The organism is Anabaena sp. EIM26, assembly GCF_057568715.1.
Genome location: NZ_CM172472.1, coordinates 256,236 through 274,340, shown reverse-complemented (window position 1 = coordinate 274,340; position 18,105 = coordinate 256,236). Strand labels below are relative to the sequence as shown.

General features: G+C 36.7%; 15 protein-coding genes. 9 read left to right on the top strand and 6 right to left on the bottom strand.

The genetic code is table 11. The annotated features are described in order from the left end of the window. Positions 1–83: 83 nt before the first annotated feature. Positions 84–1,892: a proline--tRNA ligase gene (locus AC012T_RS01080; RefSeq protein ID WP_487062501.1), complete on the bottom strand. Its 1,809-nt coding sequence runs from the start codon at positions 1,890–1,892 to the stop codon at positions 84–86. A 186-nt stretch (positions 1,893–2,078) separates the two neighbouring features. On the opposite strand from AC012T_RS01080, the gene AC012T_RS01075 reads away from it, so the two are divergent. The 3 genes from AC012T_RS01075 to AC012T_RS01065 all read left to right on the top strand — a co-directional run bounded on the left by AC012T_RS01075 (position 2,079) and on the right by AC012T_RS01065 (position 5,250). After that, entirely contained in the window at positions 2,079–2,867 is a 789-nt protein-coding gene (locus AC012T_RS01075) for a tryptophan-rich sensory protein (RefSeq protein ID WP_487062500.1), read from the top strand. A gap of 27 nt (positions 2,868–2,894) precedes the next feature. Next, entirely contained in the window at positions 2,895–3,779 is an 885-nt protein-coding gene (locus tag AC012T_RS01070; RefSeq protein WP_487062499.1) for an ATP adenylyltransferase family protein, read from the top strand. A gap of 115 nt (positions 3,780–3,894) precedes the next feature. Then, positions 3,895–5,250, top strand: a complete 1,356-nt coding sequence (locus tag AC012T_RS01065; protein WP_487062498.1) for a cysteine desulfurase-like protein — start codon at positions 3,895–3,897, stop codon at positions 5,248–5,250. Between the two features lie 65 nt (positions 5,251–5,315). Here AC012T_RS01065 and AC012T_RS01060 read toward each other — a convergent pair whose 3' ends face one another. From AC012T_RS01060 to recN, 5 genes are all read right to left on the bottom strand, one after another. After that, positions 5,316–6,449, bottom strand: a complete 1,134-nt coding sequence (locus AC012T_RS01060) for a GTPase (protein ID WP_487062497.1) — start codon at positions 6,447–6,449, stop codon at positions 5,316–5,318. 284 nt (positions 6,450–6,733) lie between these two features. Further along, entirely contained in the window at positions 6,734–7,876 is a 1,143-nt protein-coding gene (locus AC012T_RS01055; protein ID WP_487062496.1) for a GTPase family protein, read from the bottom strand. Between the two features lie 370 nt (positions 7,877–8,246). After that, on the bottom strand, positions 8,247–8,660 hold the full coding sequence (locus AC012T_RS01050) for a thiol-disulfide oxidoreductase DCC family protein (protein ID WP_487062495.1): 414 nt from the start codon (positions 8,658–8,660) through the stop codon (positions 8,247–8,249). Beyond that, positions 8,657–9,313: an HD domain-containing protein gene (locus tag AC012T_RS01045; protein ID WP_487062494.1), complete on the bottom strand. Its 657-nt coding sequence runs from the start codon at positions 9,311–9,313 to the stop codon at positions 8,657–8,659. The genes AC012T_RS01050 and AC012T_RS01045 overlap by 4 nt, the downstream gene beginning before the upstream one ends. Before the next feature lie 58 nt (positions 9,314–9,371). Continuing rightward, positions 9,372–11,099 (bottom strand): DNA repair protein RecN, encoded by a 1,728-nt coding sequence (recN, locus tag AC012T_RS01040; RefSeq protein ID WP_487066382.1) that lies wholly within the window; start codon positions 11,097–11,099, stop codon positions 9,372–9,374. A 198-nt stretch (positions 11,100–11,297) separates the two neighbouring features. On the opposite strand from recN, the gene AC012T_RS01035 reads away from it, so the two are divergent. The 6 genes from AC012T_RS01035 to AC012T_RS01010 all read left to right on the top strand — a co-directional run bounded on the left by AC012T_RS01035 (position 11,298) and on the right by AC012T_RS01010 (position 18,026). Further along, positions 11,298–12,593, top strand: coding sequence for a thioredoxin domain-containing protein (locus tag AC012T_RS01035; RefSeq protein WP_487062493.1), 1,296 nt, complete (start codon positions 11,298–11,300; stop codon positions 12,591–12,593). 129 nt (positions 12,594–12,722) lie between these two features. Next, the gene (acsF, locus tag AC012T_RS01030) at positions 12,723–13,799 is read left to right on the top strand and encodes a magnesium-protoporphyrin IX monomethyl ester (oxidative) cyclase (RefSeq protein WP_487062492.1); all 1,077 of its coding nucleotides are present in this window, start codon (positions 12,723–12,725) and stop codon (positions 13,797–13,799) included. A gap of 406 nt (positions 13,800–14,205) precedes the next feature. After that, positions 14,206–15,930: a putative bifunctional diguanylate cyclase/phosphodiesterase gene (locus AC012T_RS01025; protein WP_487062491.1), complete on the top strand. Its 1,725-nt coding sequence runs from the start codon at positions 14,206–14,208 to the stop codon at positions 15,928–15,930. 50 nt (positions 15,931–15,980) lie between these two features. Continuing rightward, positions 15,981–17,072 carry a hybrid sensor histidine kinase/response regulator gene (locus AC012T_RS01020; RefSeq protein WP_487062490.1) on the top strand — a complete coding sequence of 364 codons (1,092 nt, stop codon included), beginning with the start codon at positions 15,981–15,983 and terminating at the stop codon, positions 17,070–17,072. 46 nt (positions 17,073–17,118) lie between these two features. Beyond that, entirely contained in the window at positions 17,119–17,241 is a 123-nt protein-coding gene (locus AC012T_RS01015) for an ATP-binding protein (RefSeq protein WP_487066380.1), read from the top strand. A 71-nt stretch (positions 17,242–17,312) separates the two neighbouring features. Beyond that, complete coding sequence (locus AC012T_RS01010; RefSeq protein ID WP_487062489.1) at positions 17,313–18,026, top strand: response regulator transcription factor; 714 nt, start codon at positions 17,313–17,315, stop codon at positions 18,024–18,026. Positions 18,027–18,105: the final 79 nt, after the last annotated feature.

Sequence of the window (18,105 nt, the reverse complement as noted above, 5' to 3'; positions counted from 1 at the left end):
TAACCCAGTTCATTTAGGGGGCTAACTGAGAAAAAACCTCAGCGTACCTCCGCGTTAACCTCAGTGCCCCTCTGCGTTTAATCTTACCTCTCTATCGCCTCTTTAACCCACTGTTGCAAAGTATTAACAACTTCCTCAATAGGGATTTCTTGAGATTCACGGTTTGCGCGTTTTACTACTTCAACTTTACCATTTGTAATCGCTCGACCTGTGACAATTCTAAAGGGAATACCGATTAAATCAGCATCTTTGAATTTAACACCTGCTCGTTCATCACGATCATCTAGTAAGGTTTCTACACCAGCTTGATTGAGTTCTGTGTAAAGCTGTTCTGCAACTGCGATTTGTTGGGTATCTTTAATGTTAGGAATGGTGACAATGGCGTGATAGGGTGCGATCGCAACAGGCCAAATTATGCCATCCTTATCATAGGATTGTTCAACGGCTGACTGTGCTAAACGAGACACACCCACACCGTAACAACCCATCACCAAAGGCTTTTCTTCCCCTTGTTCATTAGTATAAGTTGCACCCATAGCTTGGGAATACTTTGTACCAAGTTGGAAAATATGACCAGCTTCAATGCCTCTAGCCGTTTGTAGGGTTTGGTTTGAGTCGTGCAGAGAGCGATCGCCTAATTTTGCTTTCCGAATATCTACGGTTAATTCAGGTAGTTTAAATTGCTCACCCCAATTAGCCCCAACGACATGAAAACCAGCTTCATTTGCACCAGTGACAAAGTTCTTTAACTCAACTGCGGTTTGATCAACCAAGCGCACAAACTTAGGATTTACTTGCTTACTTTCAGCAATATAATCATCAGCAACATCTGGCGCAATGTAGCCTAAAGGTAAAGTTTTTGCTGCCCAAGTTGCAATTGTTTCACTAGTAGGTACACTAAAAGCAATAATAGCTTTTCCGCCAAATTGAGGAGCTAATTTAGTCAATTCATTTTGTAACTTGACTTCGTTAACTTCCTGATCTCCGCGAATATTTACCAACACCAAAATAGTCAAACCATTATCATAGACAATTTGATATAAAACGTTTTTGACAATTTGAGTAGGAGAACATTTGAGAAAATTACAAAGTTTTTCTATTGTATCTGTTCCTGGAGTTTCCCGTTTTTCGTAAGTTGTAAAAGGTGAAGTTTCAGCATTAGCAGGAAGAGAAACTGCTTTTTCTACATTCGCTGCATATTTACCATCTTCAGTGTAGAGAACTTCATCTTCTCCCGCATCTGCTAACACCATAAATTCTGTTGAACCAGAACCCCCAATAGCACCAGAGTCAGCTTCCACAGCCCGAAAAGCTAAACCAGAACGTCGCAACATATTACTGTATGCTTTGTACATATCCTGGTAAGTTTTTTTCAAACTTTCTTCATCAGCATGGAAAGAATAACCATCTTTCATGATAAATTCTCTACCGCGCATTAAACCGAAACGGGGACGAATTTCATCACGAAATTTAGTTTGCAGTTGATATAAATGCAGCGGTAATTGACGATATGAACGAATCATATCACGGGCAACAGTTGTAATGACTTCTTCGTGAGTTGGCCCAAGTCCTAATTGTTGTTCTCTTCTATCAACGAGGGAAAACATGATCCCTTCAGCTTTAGTATATGTATCCCAGCGTCCTGATTCCTTCCATAAATCAGCCGGTTGTAATTGGGGTAATAAACATTCTTGTGCGCCGGTGGCATTCATTTCTTCCCGCACAATTTGGGAAACTTTTTGCAAAACTCGCCACATTAAAGGCAAATAAGCATAAATACCACTACCAATGCGACGGATATAACCTGCACGGAGTAACAATTTATGACTAGGAATTTCCGCGTCAGCAGGATCATCCCGGAGTGTAACGAATAACATTTGTGATAATCGCATCGTTTTTACCTTTACAAAAGCACTAATTTATGTGACTAGGCAGTTTTTGTTTATGCAGCCATTAATTATATCAAATTTGGCTGATTATTCAACTTCACCTGTAGCAAGATACCACAAAGTAACGAGATTATAAAAGCAAAATATGTAAGCTAAAATTATAGAATATATCTCTGATCAAATTATCTTATGCAGCAGTCTACCTCTGGCAATAACCAGGATTTGATACGGCAGCTTGCTACTTTAGCTGCTATTGTTGGTGCTTTCGTGATTAACGTATTATCCAATATTTTTCCGCTGAATGGAGTCAGTATTGGAGAAATTTCTAATACTGTATTTAGAGAGGTTTTAATTATTCCTGCTAACTATGCTTTTGCTATTTGGGGACTGATTTATTTAGGGTTGTTTACTTTGGGAGTTTATCAATTTCTTCCTAATCAAAAAAATGATCCTGATTTACGTAAAACTGGATATTTATTGGTAGTTGCTTCCGTTGCTCAAAGTATTTGGGTGTATTTGTTTCTCTCCAGACTTTTTACCCTTTCTATAGTTGCAATGTTAGGGATTTTGATTCCCCTGATTATTATTTACCAGCGCTTAGAAATTGGCAGAAAGCGTGTAGATAAAAACAAAAAACTGTGTCTTCATACACCTATTAGTATCTATCTGAGTTGGATTAGTGTGGCGACTATTGTCAATGTAGCTTCTGCGCTGTATTTTTATGGTTGGAATGGTTGGGGCATCACTAACGAGGTATGGACTGTAATTATGTTGTTGGCAGCAGCGGCGATTACTACTGTTATGGTTATACAGTACCGGGATATTGCTTATGCTGGGGTAACGGTTTGGGCAGTGATTGCGATCGCTCTCAAACACTGGGATAATTCTTTAATCAGGTATGCAGCCTTAGTTGTGGCAATATTCCTGTTGGTGGTAAGTATCATTAAAAATCCACATCTGGTCATGGGTAATAGGTAAAATATTAGCCTACTACTATAAAAACAGATGACACAGGGCAAAATATTACTCAAACCAGGCACATTGTGGACAAAAGTCAAACAAACCACAGCACAGGCTTTACAATGCGGAGCGCTAAAATCTATCCCGACGGAATTTGAATTTATCGAACAAGATGATGTTAAATTCTTGGTGCGGATATTATCGAACTTAAACCGCAAACAAGCAGCTAAGAAAAAGCAAGATCAACAAACTGCTAATACTGGTAAAGAGTTTAATCCTTTCTTGCCTTACGAAGAAGATTTGTTTGTAGCAGATATTTCTGATACCCATGTTTGTATTTTAAATAAATTCAATGTTGTTGATTATCACCTGCTGATTATCACCCGTGCTTTTGAAGAACAGGAAAGCTTACTTACTGTAGAAGATTTTGCAGCAATGTGGGCTTGTCTAGCTGATTTTGATGGTTTAGTATTCTACAATGGGGGTAAGATTGCGGGGGCTAGTCAGCGACATAAACATTTACAAATTTTACCTTTTTCTGAGCTAGAAATTCCTATTACACCATTATTAAAAACAGCAAAGTTTCAAGATTCTATTGCGACTATACCCGGATTTCCTTTTTTACACGCTTTCACTAATCTCGATTTGCAGGAAGAAGCAGAAGTAACTTTTACAAAATATCAAGCTTTACTGCAAGCCGTGGGTATTGAAGCAGTTGGGAATAATAAACAATCTGGGGCGTATAATCTTTTAGCTACGCGAGAATGGATGTTAATAGTACCGCGTTTTCAGGAAGAATTTGAGTCAATTTCTGTCAATTCTTTGGGCTTTGCTGGCGCTTTGTTGGTGCGAAATGCTGAACAAATACAGTTACTCAAAGATATAGGGATAATGAATGTTTTGCAAAAAGTCGCTTGGCCGATTAAATAGGGTGGAGTTTAAACGCAGAGGTTCGCTGAGTTAAGCGCAGAGGGACGCGGAGGAGGTTATTGTTGGGATGAAGATATTGTCTCTGTAGTGGGTGAAAAAATAAGGAAATTTATTTATGGAATCTCTTGATTTAAAATGGATTCGCGCTCAGTTTCCGGCATTAACGCAAACGACTGACGGACACCCAGCGATTTTTTTTGATGGACCCGGTGGTACTCAGATACCTGGTGCAGTGCTTGATGCTATGAGTGATTATTTGGTGAGGTCTAATGCCAATGCTCATGGCTATTTTACTACTAGTGTGCGAACTGATGCGTTGATTATTTCTGCTCGTGCTGCGATCGCTGATTTGTTAGGATGTGATCATGATGAGGTGGTGTTTGGTGCGAATATGACCACTCTCACTTTTGCAGTTAGTCGTGCTATTGGCCGAGAACTGCAACCAGGTGATGAAATAATTGTGACTTGTCTTGATCATGCAGCTAATATTTCTCCCTGGAAGGCTTTGGAAGAAAGGGGTGTAAATATTCGCACGGTTGATATTAATGTTGCAGACTGCACCCTAGATATGAGCGATTTGGAAAGCCAGATTAATTCACGCACAAAATTAGTAGCAGTGAGTTATGCTTCCAACGCAGTAGGGACAATTAACGATATTGCTAAAATAGTAAAATTAGCTCATGCTGTTGGTGCTTTGGTTTTTGTTGATGCCGTCCATTATGCACCCCATGCTTCTATTAATGTTCATCAATTAGATTGTGATTTTCTCGCTTGTTCTACTTATAAATTCTTCGCTCCCCATGTGGGTGTTCTCTACGGAAAACGAGAACATTTAGCGCGGTTTACTCCCTACAAGGTCAAACCAGCTTCAGAAGAAGTACCCTCACGTTGGGAAACAGGAACTCTCAATCACGAAGGTTTAGCGGGAGTAGTAGCAGCAATTAATTATCTAGCAAAGTTAGGTTGTCATGTTTCACCAACTTTAGATAATGAATTACTATCGTCTTTAATGGCAGCGGATAAAGAAGGTTTAACTACCTTTCACTGTCCTAGTTTTCTCACTTTATCTGCACAACCTAATCATGAGTTAGCATCAGCTTATCACAGTCGTCGTGCAGCTTTAATATCTGCAATGTCAGCCATTCAGCAATATGAGAGAGAATTAAGTAAAAAGCTAATTTCTGGATTGTTAGAAATTCCCGGTTTAAGAGTTTATGGTATTACTGAACCTAGCCAATTTATCTGGAGAACTCCCACAGTTTCTATCACAATTGAAGGACAAACACCAGCAAATATAGCCAAAATTTTAGGAGAAAAGGGTATCTTTGCTTGGCATGGACATTTCTATGCTATTGACCTTACCGAAAGATTAGGTGTGGAAGCAAGTGGTGGTTTGCTGAGAATCGGATTAGTACACTACAACACAATAGAAGAAATTCATCAACTTTTGTCAGTCTTAATTGAGATCTAAACTCTCAATAAATGCGAAAAAACAATATCAAACTGTGAAGATAAAAGTGGGACAAAGGAAAATAACTATTGATTTAAAAATCTGTCTTTGACGTTTGCTAAATCTTTCGTTGATCTAATCACAAGATTGGAATATTTTGCCAATGCTTCTTGAAAACTGTCAGATAAAAACCTCTGCAATGCTTTGGAATCGTGAGGATCTATGTGGAAGTTTGCCATTGATTCAAATGCTGAAGCATAAGCTAGTCCTGTAATTACAATTAGTGTGGCTGCTGTTCCTCCAGCAATCACACTACCTGCAACAGGAATTAATTTGCTTAAAATATCAAATCCTAATGTAACTCCCGCAACACTCAATGTTGATTTTGATATTTTTCCTCTATAAATTTGTGGTAGAAATTCTCTTGTCTCACCAAATCCATATACAGATGCAATTGAAACAGCTAGATATTCTTGCACTCCCAAACTTGTTCCTGTCGTTGCACCTATAATAGGAAGCCAAGCACTACTAAAGGTTATTGCTGCTGCTGCTGCAATTAACTTCCAAGCTAACTCTCGTTTTGATTTTATATCAACAATCTGTGCCATCCTCACTGCGTCTGCATAGATTTCAGGTAACCGCATGATAGTTTTCTCAACTACTTCGTCTAAACCAAAAGGTTCGCAGATGGGTTTTCCTCTAATTGTCAGAGGAGACGCAGCTACTTCAATTATATCTGACACATTTAAAGGTGTTAATACAGGTTTAATACCTTGAATTTCTTCATCTCTTGCTCGATCAACTTGAGAAAGAATAATAATTAACGGTATCCCATAGTTGCGAATTTGATTAATAATCTTAATATCAAACCTTTCAACTCTACTAGAGGCAGCATTAATCAAGTACCAAACTATATGAATCTGCTTTTCAATTCCTGCCTTTTGTTTGGAGTTTAAGAAATTAAAAATATCCAAAACAAATATATTTTCACTACTGAACTCATAGCCAGCAGAGTCATAGATATTAACAAGACCATTACTATAAAAATGGAACCCTTCTGTTACAGGAAACCCTGCACCAGTTTTTACTAATTCTTCACCGAATACAGCATTTATTAAGCTGCTCTTACCCACACCTGTTTTGCCTACAACTAGGATATTAGGAGCTTGAATTTTTGTCATGACGCTTACTACTGCGTCTGTAACAGGTAATTGTTCCATTTTCTGTTTATTTAATAGGGTGAAATGAGACACATTGATGTCACTTAGCCCTTTCTTGTACTTCTATTATGAACAACAATTGAGACGATTATGAACAACAATTGAGACGATTACCCAAAACTACATCTTTTGATTGCTTTGATCTGTGTTATTGCTGACATTCAGCCTATTCGGCTTTAATGGGCATAAAAATTTCACTGTAATTAGCAATGCTTTAGGTTAGTAAATCCTCAACTTACTTTGTTTGGTTTTCAAACTGTCTTTACTATTATAGTAATTGTTGATCAAGAATTCAGAAAGGTTCTCTTTACAATATCTAACGTTTCACGATTAGGGATACTATAAAGGCTATATTTCTCAAATTCTTGTTTAAAACTCTCTTGTAAATATTGTTTTATTTCTTCTCTTGTTTTTCCTTGAAGATTATCGTGTGCGATTTTTTCAAATACAGCTGTGCAAGTTAGTCCAAACGCTACAACATAGGAAGCTACTCCTGCTGCTGTTAGTAATCCGGCAGGCGGAAAAAATATACCTAATAAATCACTTAAAACAGAAGTTACAAATGTATTGAAGGCTGCAAAAGTACCTATTGTGTTTAAAAAGTCGGCAAACTCACGATGACCATATACTGAAGCAATAGATACACAAAGCCCTGCTTGTACTCCAATTAGCACTGGAGAACTTAAAGGGGCTGGACTTGCGGTTGAAAGGAAGCAAGTGGTGGCCGCAGCAGATATATATTTCCAAGCTAATTGTCTTTTATCTTGCAGTTTTACAACCTGCGCTGCTATTACTGCATCTGTATAAATATAAGGGACAATTTCAATAGTTTTATCCACTAATTCGTGTAAACCAAAAGGTTCGTAAATAGGTTTACCTTGAAACTCTAATGGAGACGCGGCTACTTCCAACACATCATGGATATTGTCAAGGTTAAAAGTATTTAGTGCAGCTTTGATGCCTTCTATCTCTGTGTCTTTCGCACGATCGCATTGTGATAGAATTATAATTGCGGATATACCGAGTTGATTAATCTTTTCAATAATAATTTCTTCAAATTTCTGTACCCTACCTGATGAGGCATTAATTACATACCAGACAAGATGAATTTGTTTATCAAGCCCCTCATTTCTCTTTTTAGTTAAAAAATCTATGACATTATTGACGAATTGAGTCTCTTTAGCAGCTTCATAACCAGCCGAATCATATATAACAATAGGTATATCTCTAGATTCTTCATCTGCAGGATAGCGGCAAAACTCCTGAGTAACAGGCAAGCCAGCACCTGTTTTAGCTAAATCTCTACCAAAAACAGCATTTATCAATGAGCTTTTTCCTACTCCTGTACCACCAATGACGGCAATGTTGGGAGCTTTGAGTTTTTTGATTTCTTCCTTCAGTTTTTCTGATAGTGTTTGTTCTGACATATACAATTTTTAATTAGTTATTTGTACTAGTTGTAATCTTATCACAGACTTGACTATACAGATAGACCTCTTACAGAAATCCCTTAGTGGTGCAGAAAACTTCTGAAACACCTATTGTCAGGAGATTAAATACATTGTTTCTGGCGTGGAAATTACTGCCTATGCAATGTAAATATCACTTTGATTGTTGTCATTGATAATTAACCTGTGAATTAAGATATCAAGAATAATTGACCGCAGATAAACACAAGACCTCTCCGAAAAAGAATCTGAAACTCTTGTCCTGTCTAAGACAAAACCTAATTTCTGGAGATGTCTACAGATAAAGAGGGATAATTCAATAAATTGCGATTTCATGATTGCGCTCTAATTATTCAATCCCAGTTTTGCAACTACCATCTACACAATAGGCAGATTGATAGGTGTCTCCACGCTTGCCAAACAGGGTGTAGCGATGATCCCGGATTTGTTCATAAAACCTATCTCCTGCCCATTTCATCCCCGGTAAGGCACGATAAGCCTCAACAAATAAACTGCCTAGTGGCAATAATCGCCCAATTTCTTCTGCTGCGTTGCTGCCTTGCCAACGTTTTGAGGAATCATTATGATCAATTAAAATCATTCCTTGTTCACAATCTTGAGCAGTTATTCCCCATTGAGATAGCATTTGTTCGTCTTGCATGGGGATGTATCTGAATAGCTTTCCTTGGTCTAGAGTTTCGAGCAACTGCACTAAAGTAACGCAGAGATTGCATTGACCGTCATAAATTACGTGGTATTTCATATAAGTCCTATATTTTTCTGAAGAGATTTCAATTCTGTTGTGATATTGAAACGGGCTAATTCTTCAGAAGATTCTAACATTAATGGGGTTAAGTAGATAGATTGACGTTGTAAAAAATGCTCTAATACTTTTCCTCTACCTGTGATATATTCAGTTTCTGAAACCCAAGCATATTCTTGGCGAATGGCTTGGGCATATTCTTGGTACTGAAGTGGAGTAGCAGCTAAGATTGCTAAATCAGCATCAAGTAAAATTTGACTGTCTAGATCATCTGCTTGATGATTTTTAGTACACAAAATTAGACGTTTAATATTGGTAATATTACTAGTTGGAATTGCTAAAGTTTTGAGCATATTAGCAGCATAAACAGCACTTTTTTCTTCATTATCTTGGGTATGAGTGTCATATACTACATCATGAAACCAGGCTGCTAGTCGTAAAGAAGGCAAATCTTGAATACAGGTTGTAAAAGTCTCAATTGTGTTGAGGACAGAGTGAATGTGTTGTAGGTTGTGATAGTAGCGACTGGGGCTAGAATAAGCTGAAATGAGTTGAAAAAATGCTTTATTTGCCGTTGTTTTGTCAACATTAAATGATTGAAGTGTCTGCTGCCAATGAGAAGATAATAAATCTGTGATATTTTTAGCTAACATTTTTATGACTGCTACGACTGATGATATTTCATTAACATTTTTAGTCTCGGTTCAGAACTTAAGTTTGTTCTTGACGACGGTGGTTAGCAGCTTGTAATAATAAAGATCCGGCAAATGCGATCGCTTCATTTGCAGATTTGCCCCCAGCTAACTGTGCTAATTCTTCCCGTCGAGTGCTTAAATTATCTAAGCTAGTCACTCTCACAACTGTACGTTGTTCAGTGTTACCATTTTTATGAGTAACTTGTTTATCCACCCGAAAATGGCTATCTGCCATTGCTGCTACTAAGGGCTGGTGAGTAACACATAATACTTGATAACTTTGGCTGAGTTGGTGTAATTTCTCAGCTATAGCTTGAGCAACTCTTCCCGATACACCGACATCAATTTCATCAAATACCATTGTTTCTGCACCATCATTTTGATTAAAACAAGCTTTTAAAGCTAGTAAAAATCTGCTCATTTCCCCACCGGAAGCGATTTCTGTAAGCGGTTGTATGGGTTCACCGGGGTTAGGGCTAAACATAAATGTGATTTTATCAGCACCTGTGGCCGTGGGGGAAGTAGGCACAATCTCAACTTGGAATTTGACCTTATCCATTGCTAAAGGCTTGAGTTCAGTCAACAGGTGAGATTCTAAATTAGCCGCAGTTTGGCGACGTAGTTGGGTTAATTGTTGGCTAACTTGGTTGAGGTGCTGTAAATAAGCCTGTTCTTGCTGTTCTAAGGTTTCTATAGATTGTTCGCTGTTGTTGAGTTCGGCTAATTCTATTTGAATACGTTCATAATATGCGATCGCTTCCGTGAGAGTTGGGCCGTATTTACGACAAATTTGTTTTAATTCCCGCATCCGTTCCTCAACCTCTTCTAGCCGTTGCGGATCTGCTTCCAATCCTTCCCCATAAGCACTAATTTGTCTTCCCACTTCCATCACAGTTGTGACTGCATCCCGCACTAATTCTAATAAAGGTTGTAGTTGGGAATCAAACTCCACCATATTAGTTAATGTTGCGTCACTGTCTCCCAATAAATCAGAAGCAGTAGGGGTTTCATCTTCATTTTGATACAAAGCCTGATAAACCTTGTAGCTCATTTGTTGCAAATCAACAACGTGATTTAGGCGTTCCCTCTCTTGTGTCAATAGTTCCATTTCCTGAACATCACTGAGATTTGCTGCTCCCAATTCTTGCACTTGATAAGTCAGTAAATCCAGTTGTTGCAAGCGTTCCCGTTCCGAAGTGCGGCGTTTTTCTAAAGTTTGGTGTGCAGCATGGTATGTACTAAAAGCAACAGTAACTTTTTGGCGTTGTTGCATCAAAGACTCACCACCATATAAATCTAACCAATCTCTGACTTGAGCAGATTGTCCCACCTGTAGGGTTTGTCCTTGCGCGGTAATTTCCACCAAGCGATCGCGCAGACTTCCCATAATTTGCCGATTTACCAGCACCCCATTTATCCGTGATCTAGTGCGGATATTACTGCTAGTGGCAGAAATATCTCGACTAATTACTACCGAATTATCATCAATTAAATCAATTTCCTGCTCACTCAACCAAGCACTCAGGAAAGGATTGATACTAAAAGTACCTTCCACCAAAGCACGGCTAGTCCCCGTGCGAATCACACGACTAGACACTTTCCCACCTAAAACCGCATCAATCGCATCTAAAATAATCGACTTCCCAGCACCGGTTTCCCCTGTCAACACATTCAAACCAGCACCAAACTCCAATTCCAGGTGATCGATGAGGGCAAAATTCTCAATTCTGAGGCACAGCAACATCAGGCTAAAATCTCCGTGAGAGTGGATTAACAGCAGGTGAAAAGCTAACATCACATATTCTTGATTTTAACAGAGAGACTATTCTTCACATAAGTTGATAAATATCCACAAACATCAGCAAAAGGAAGAATTAGTAAGTAGATATATCAAAAATTTAGTGGCATAATTAGAAAAGCCAATTAAAGCACTTTTAAAAATATGAAATTCACCAATTTAAACCTTACCATTAGCTTCATTTTAGCCAGTTGCTTTTTTTCCCAAGCTGGTTATAGCCAAGAAACTACAAAAACAACATTTAAACTAACTCAAGAAGCCACAAAATTACGTCAACAAGGTGCAACAGGATTAGAAATTTTTCTCAAATCTCATATTGGTGATTTAACATCCCTAGCCTCAGTAGAAGTTAAAACAGCTTTAGATCAATTGTGTCAACAACGAGATTGTTACGCTTCCAAATTGTATTGGTATACCGATTTAGAAAAAGCTAAAACCGTTGCTAAAACTAGCGGCAAACCAATTCTTTCTTTACGACTATTAGGTAGATTAGATACAGATCTCAGTTGTGCTAATAGTCGATTTTTTAGAGTTGCATTATATCCAAATGCAGAAATTTCTCAACTCTTAAAAGACAAATTTATATTACATTGGCAAACAGTCAGACCAGTTCCCAAAGTCACAATTGATTTTGGAGACGGACGCAAATTAGAAAGAACAATTACAGGTAATAGTATTCATTATATTTTAGATAGTTCTGGTCGTCCCATTGATGCCATTCCCGGACTGTATGGACCGAAAGCTTTTTTTAACCAACTCAAACAAACAGCAGCAATAGCAACAAAATTAAATAAAAGTAGCAGATCAGAATACGAAATTTTATTACAACAATATCATCTTCGCCAGCTTGATGGAATTCAAAATCAATGGAGAGCAGATTTATCTAAATTGGGTATTCAATCTCCACCCCAATTAGTAGAACGTAGAAATAATTTGACTTCACCTCCAAGTGCTGTATTGGCAGGTTCTCTAGCCGTTTCTAAATCAGTAGTAGAAAGACCAATTATTAATTCAATTCAACCCGAAGCATCAGATCAGACACCTAATTCTTTAGAAATTATTGACCAAGCAACTTGGAATAAATTAGCTCAATTGTATCAAGCAGATGCCAAACTAGATGCCAATAGCATAGCTTTAATTCAAGCCAAGAAATTACCAAATACAACAAACAGAAATAATTTCTCTCAAGTAATTCGTAATTTTGAAACAGTTATGGCCTTAGATACAGTCAGAAATGAATATATCCTACACAGGCAAATTCACCAATGGTTTTTAGAAAAAAATGAAACATCTGATGTCAATCAACTTAATGAAAAAGTCTATGCTGAACTGTTTTTAACACCTAATTCTGATCCTTGGTTGGGTTTAGCAAATAATGATACTTATAATGCAATTGATAATGGCGGCCTCGTTGAAAATCCTGTATCCAGAAGCCGCTAAAATTTCAGGCAATTGCTCAAGCTGATCAGGTGTTTTTGTACCATTTATTTTCAATAATTTAACTGATGACTACTAATAACTATTTATGCTTAGATAATTATCAAAGCATAAAATATTCAAAGGAGTATCATGGTTAAGTCTTTAGAAACTCCCCCAGTTGAGTTATTGAAACCAGGTGTCAAAGCACCTGTTCAAGAAACATTATTAACACCCCGTTTTTATACCACAGACTTCGATGCTGTGGCCAAAATGGATATTTCTGCCTATGAGAACGAATTAAGATCTGTCGTTGATGAACTCAAAGCTGATTATAACCGCCATCACTTTGTTCGTGATGATGAATTTAAACAGTGTTGGGATCACATTGAAGGAGAGAAAAGGTTAGCTTTTCTTGACTTTTTAGAACGTTCTTGTACTTCAGAGTTTTCTGGGTTTTTACTGTTTAAAGAATTATCTCGTCGTATCAAAGACAGTAACCCTCTACTATCAGAAGCATTTGGTTATTTAGCACGAGACGAAGCACGCCATGCGGGTTTTCTGAATAAATCAATGGCAGATTTTAATCTTTCCCTTGATTTAAGTTATTTAACTAAAAATCGCACCTATACATTTTTTCCTCCAGAATGGGTGATTTACACCGTTTACCTGTCGGAGAAAATTGGGTACTGGCGTTATATTTTAGTCTATCGCCACATGGAAAAAAATCCAGAATTTCAGTTTTATCCTCTATTTCGCAAATTTGAAAGCTGGTGTCAAGACGAAAATAGACATGGGGATTTTTTCAAGGCTTTGTTACGTTCTCAACCACAGTTATGGAATAATTGGAAAGCACGATTATGGGTGCGTTTCTTCTTATTAACTGTATTTGCTACTCACACAATGACAGTCTTTGAACGGGCAAGTTTCTATGAAATATTAGGTATTCATCCCCGTAAATACAACAATCAGGTAATTGAAGAAACCAACAAAACTGCTGCTAGGGCATTTCCAATTATCTTAAACACAAATCACCCCTACTTTTTCTGGTTTTTAGAGCAATGTGCAATCAATAACCAGAAATTAATTGAACTCAATAACAGCAAAGATTGGGGAGTTATCAAGTTCTTCAAAAAAATTCCATTGCTGAGGAACATCGTTTGGTATATGTTGCGGCTTTACCTGATCAAACCAATCAATACGGAAGTAATTCGGGAAACGGTGTATTAATTTTCTTGCTATCTTTGGCAGTTGTTATGATTATTAATTGCTACTCTTGCGTAATTCCTAATATTTCTATACTCAATACCATTTTTTATAGCGTTTCCTCATCACATGAGGTGCTGAAACCCCTGTAGAGACGTTCTATTGAACTTCTCTACTTTACCGGAGATGTCTATTAAACTGCGTCTACAACGTTGAGCCTCAGGCTTACGCAAATCCTTAAACGTTACAATTAATCATACTTAAGTTTCGTAAATATTACTTACGAAGTAATACTTACATAGGTCTTAATATTAATTAAACATTCATCATTTATCACGAAGCGCAAAGAACTAGTAATTAGTCATAATAAACTATTAAGATTGACTAATCCCGCAGTCTGAATTGTTACTTTTAGTTTGACCCAATCTATATGAATACGATTCTGATTATTGAAGATGAGCCTCAAATACGAAACAACATTCAGGAAATTCTGGATATGGAGGGATTTGCTACAATCACCGCAGAAGACGGATTACAAGGGTTAGAGATGGCTGTAGAACATCAGCCAGATATTATTATTTGTGATCTGATGATGCCTCGATTAGACGGATATGGACTTATTAAAGAATTGCGTCAAAAGCCAGCTACTGCGGAAATTCCGTTCATTTTTCTCACTGCTAAAGCAGAACATCGTGATTTCCGTCAGGGAATGATGCTAGGTGCTGACGATTATTTAACTAAGCCGTTTGAAGTCTCTGAACTTCTCCAAGTAATTTCGACTCGACTAGAAAAACGCAAAATTGTTGTTCAACGTTACAGAGATCAGATTGAGCAGATGGAAGCTCAAATCAATTATCTAGCTCGTCATGATAGCTTAACCAGTTTACCCAATCAATTTTCTCTGGAAGAATATTTCAATAACACTCGTGTTAAAGCTTACAATCAGGGTCAATTTTTGCCCTTATTGCTGATTGATATAAATATCCTCTATCACACTAAATTATTGTTTGAACCCAATTTGAGACCCTTTTTATTAAAAACTATAGCAGAAAGATTAAATCAAATAGACCCCACCAATCAGATTATTGACTTGATAGCTTACTTAAAAACAGACCACCTAGCATTGTTGTTAAAGCCAGTTCTGGATAGTACAATTACTGCGGGTATTGCCGAACATATTTTAGAGAGTTTATCCCTGCCCATTATTTTTAATAATCAGGAAATTTCTGTACAAACTAAAATTGGTATTGCTTGTTATCCAGATGATGGTTTGCAAATAAGTGAACTATTAACTCAGGCAGAAGTTACCCTAGAGCATTACAAATTAGAGAATACATCTGCGTATCATTTTTATAATCAAGAAATTTTTAACATTGTCTTTAGAAAAATTCTTTTAGAATCGGACTTTGTTCAAGCACTAGAAAATAATGAATTTCAGCTTTACTATCAGCCTCAAATTAATGTTAAAAATGGCAAAAACATTGTCGGTCTAGAAGCATTAATTCGTTGGAAGCATCCAGAATATGGAATGATTTCTCCAGCAGAATTTATTCCTATTGCTGAAAATTCAGGCTTTATTATACCCTTAGGAGAATGGATATTAAAAACAGCTTGTTTACAATTAAAAGCGTTACAAGCAGAAGGACTAGGAGATTTCAAAATAGCTGTAAATATATCGGCTCGTCAATTTAGTCAAGACAATTTCATTGAACGCATTAATGATATCATTACCAATATCAAGTTTAATCCGAAATTATTAGAGTTGGAATTGACTGAAACTATACTTATTCAAGATATTGAACTGGTAAAAAGCAAAATAAATAAATTAATGGAAGATGGAATTAAATTCTCAATTGATGATTTTGGCACAGGATACTCATCATTTAAATATCTTCAGGAATTTTCTTTTAGTCACTTGAAAGTAGATCGATATTTTATCACTAATATTGATAAAATTGAAAACAAGCAATCAATTGTTAAAAGTATAATCCAGTTAGCAAATACGTTGAATGTCAATATTATTGCCGAAGGCGTAGAAACTAAAGAAGAGCTAAATTGGCTCCAGGAAAATAATTGTTTTGTGATCCAAGGATATTTTTTCAGTCCTCCTCTAGCGATAGAAGACTTAAAGATGTTTTTGCAAGCCAATAACTAAATAATTTTCAAATAAAATACTCGTTCATTAACTTAGATAAATCAAAAAAAATGAAAAAAATTCTAATCATTGAAGATGAGCCTCAAATCAGAAATAATATCAAAGAAATATTGGAATTATCAGATTTTGAGACACTAGTAGCAGAAAACGGGTTGCAGGGTTTGGAGTTGGCTCAAGAGAAACATCCTGATTTGATTCTTTGTGATTTGATGATGCCAGAATTGGATGGTTATGGTGTATTAACTCAACTTCGTCAGAATATGAATACTGCCATAATTCCTTTAATTTTCTTAACTGCTAAGTCAGATCGGTCTGATGTACGTCGAGGGATGGAATTGGGTGCAGATGATTACCTAACTAAGCCTTTTCAACCGGATGAATTACTCCAAGCAATTGCGACTAGATTCGATAAACAATCTTTATTTGATCAACAAACTCAGGAAAAATTAAATACTTTAAGCAGTTGTATAAGCCACTCATTACCTCATGAAATTAATACCCCTCTTAATCATATTATAGGATTATCAAAGTTATTGATTGAAGAGCAGGGAATACTTTCTGATGAAGAGAATTTAGAAATGCTAGAATCAATTCATCGGTCTGCTCTAAGGCTGTATAGATTGACCCTTAATTTCCTTGTGTATGCAGACTTAGAGTTATTAGCATCTAATCCAGAAAAAATTGCGAATTTCCGCAATCATGAAGTCAAAAACTTTGTTAAATCAGCTATTGAAGATGTAGCTATAAAATCTGCCAACAATGCCAATAGACTGGCAGATTTAAAGATGGAAATAGCAGATGCAATGATTAGTATTTCTTCAGTGAAAATTGGTAAAATTGTTGAAGAGATAATTGATAATGCTTTTAAATTTTCCCAGCCAAACACACTAGTCAAAATAATAGGATATGGCAGTAATCACGCCTATCATTTGTATATAATTGACCACGGACGCGGTATGACTAAGGAGCAAATTTCGGGAGTTAGAGCTTATGTTCAATTTGAAAGAAAAATGTATGAACAACAAGGTTCTGGCTTAGGATTATCAATTGCTAAGAGGTTGATAGAACTCCATGGAGGAGAATTTTCAATTGAGAGCATACCTGGCAAACAAACTATTGTGAGGATGCTTTTTCCCCAGTAAATTGGCTCAATGATGAAAGGATGTTTGAACTGGGAATGTAAGTAATATTCCCGGCACAGGCTTAGGACTATCAATTGTAGCAAAGTGTGCTGACTTACACAACGGGGTAATTGCTGTTAAGAGCGAAGTAGGAATAGGGACGACTTTTATTGTGACAATTACCTTATAATAAGTGATTGTGTGGACGGAATTGGTTGACAATACTGATAAATAAATTTATATCTAGGAGGCTTTTCAATTATGAGCTTAATTTTAATTATTGAAGATGAAACTCAAATTTTGTTAAATCTTCAGGAAATTCTAGAACTAGGAGATTTTTCTGTTATTACTGCTTGTAATGGTACAATTGGCTTGCAGTTAGCTAAAAGTAAAAATCCTGATTTGATTATCTGTGATATTATGATGCCAGGATTAAATGGTTATGAAGTATTACAAGAACTGCGTCGAGATCCTCAATCGGCTGATATTCCCCTTATTTTTCTCACTGCTAAAATAGAACGGGATGATGTGCGTCAAGGTATGGGTTTAGGGGCAGATGATTACATTACTAAACCTTTTGAGCCGTTTGAAATTTTGCAGGCAATAACAGCACGTTTAGAAAGACATTCAATTTCTAATCAAGCATATCTGCAAGAGTCGCAGAAAACCGAAATAATGCAACAGGAAATAAGAAGAAATCGGATTGAATTGCAAAATTCTCAGGAATTAGCACAAATTAGAGGAACTTTGTTAGAGAGAATATCTCAGGACTTATGCGATCCACTATCTAGTATTAATATGGCAATTTATATGCTCAAACAGGCTAAAGAGGAAAAAGATAGGGATAAATATTTGTCTATTTTAAAAGAAGCATACACGCAGGAAATCAAGATATTGAATGAGGTTGATAGCTTGCAGGAATTACTGACTGCTGAAAATACAAAATTGCTCAGAAATTATAAATTACTGAAGTAGAAAAGTTTTAGGAAAATATAATTTACTACTAAACAAGCAAAGTCCACCTGCGTGGACTAAGGAAAAATCGAGGGTTTTA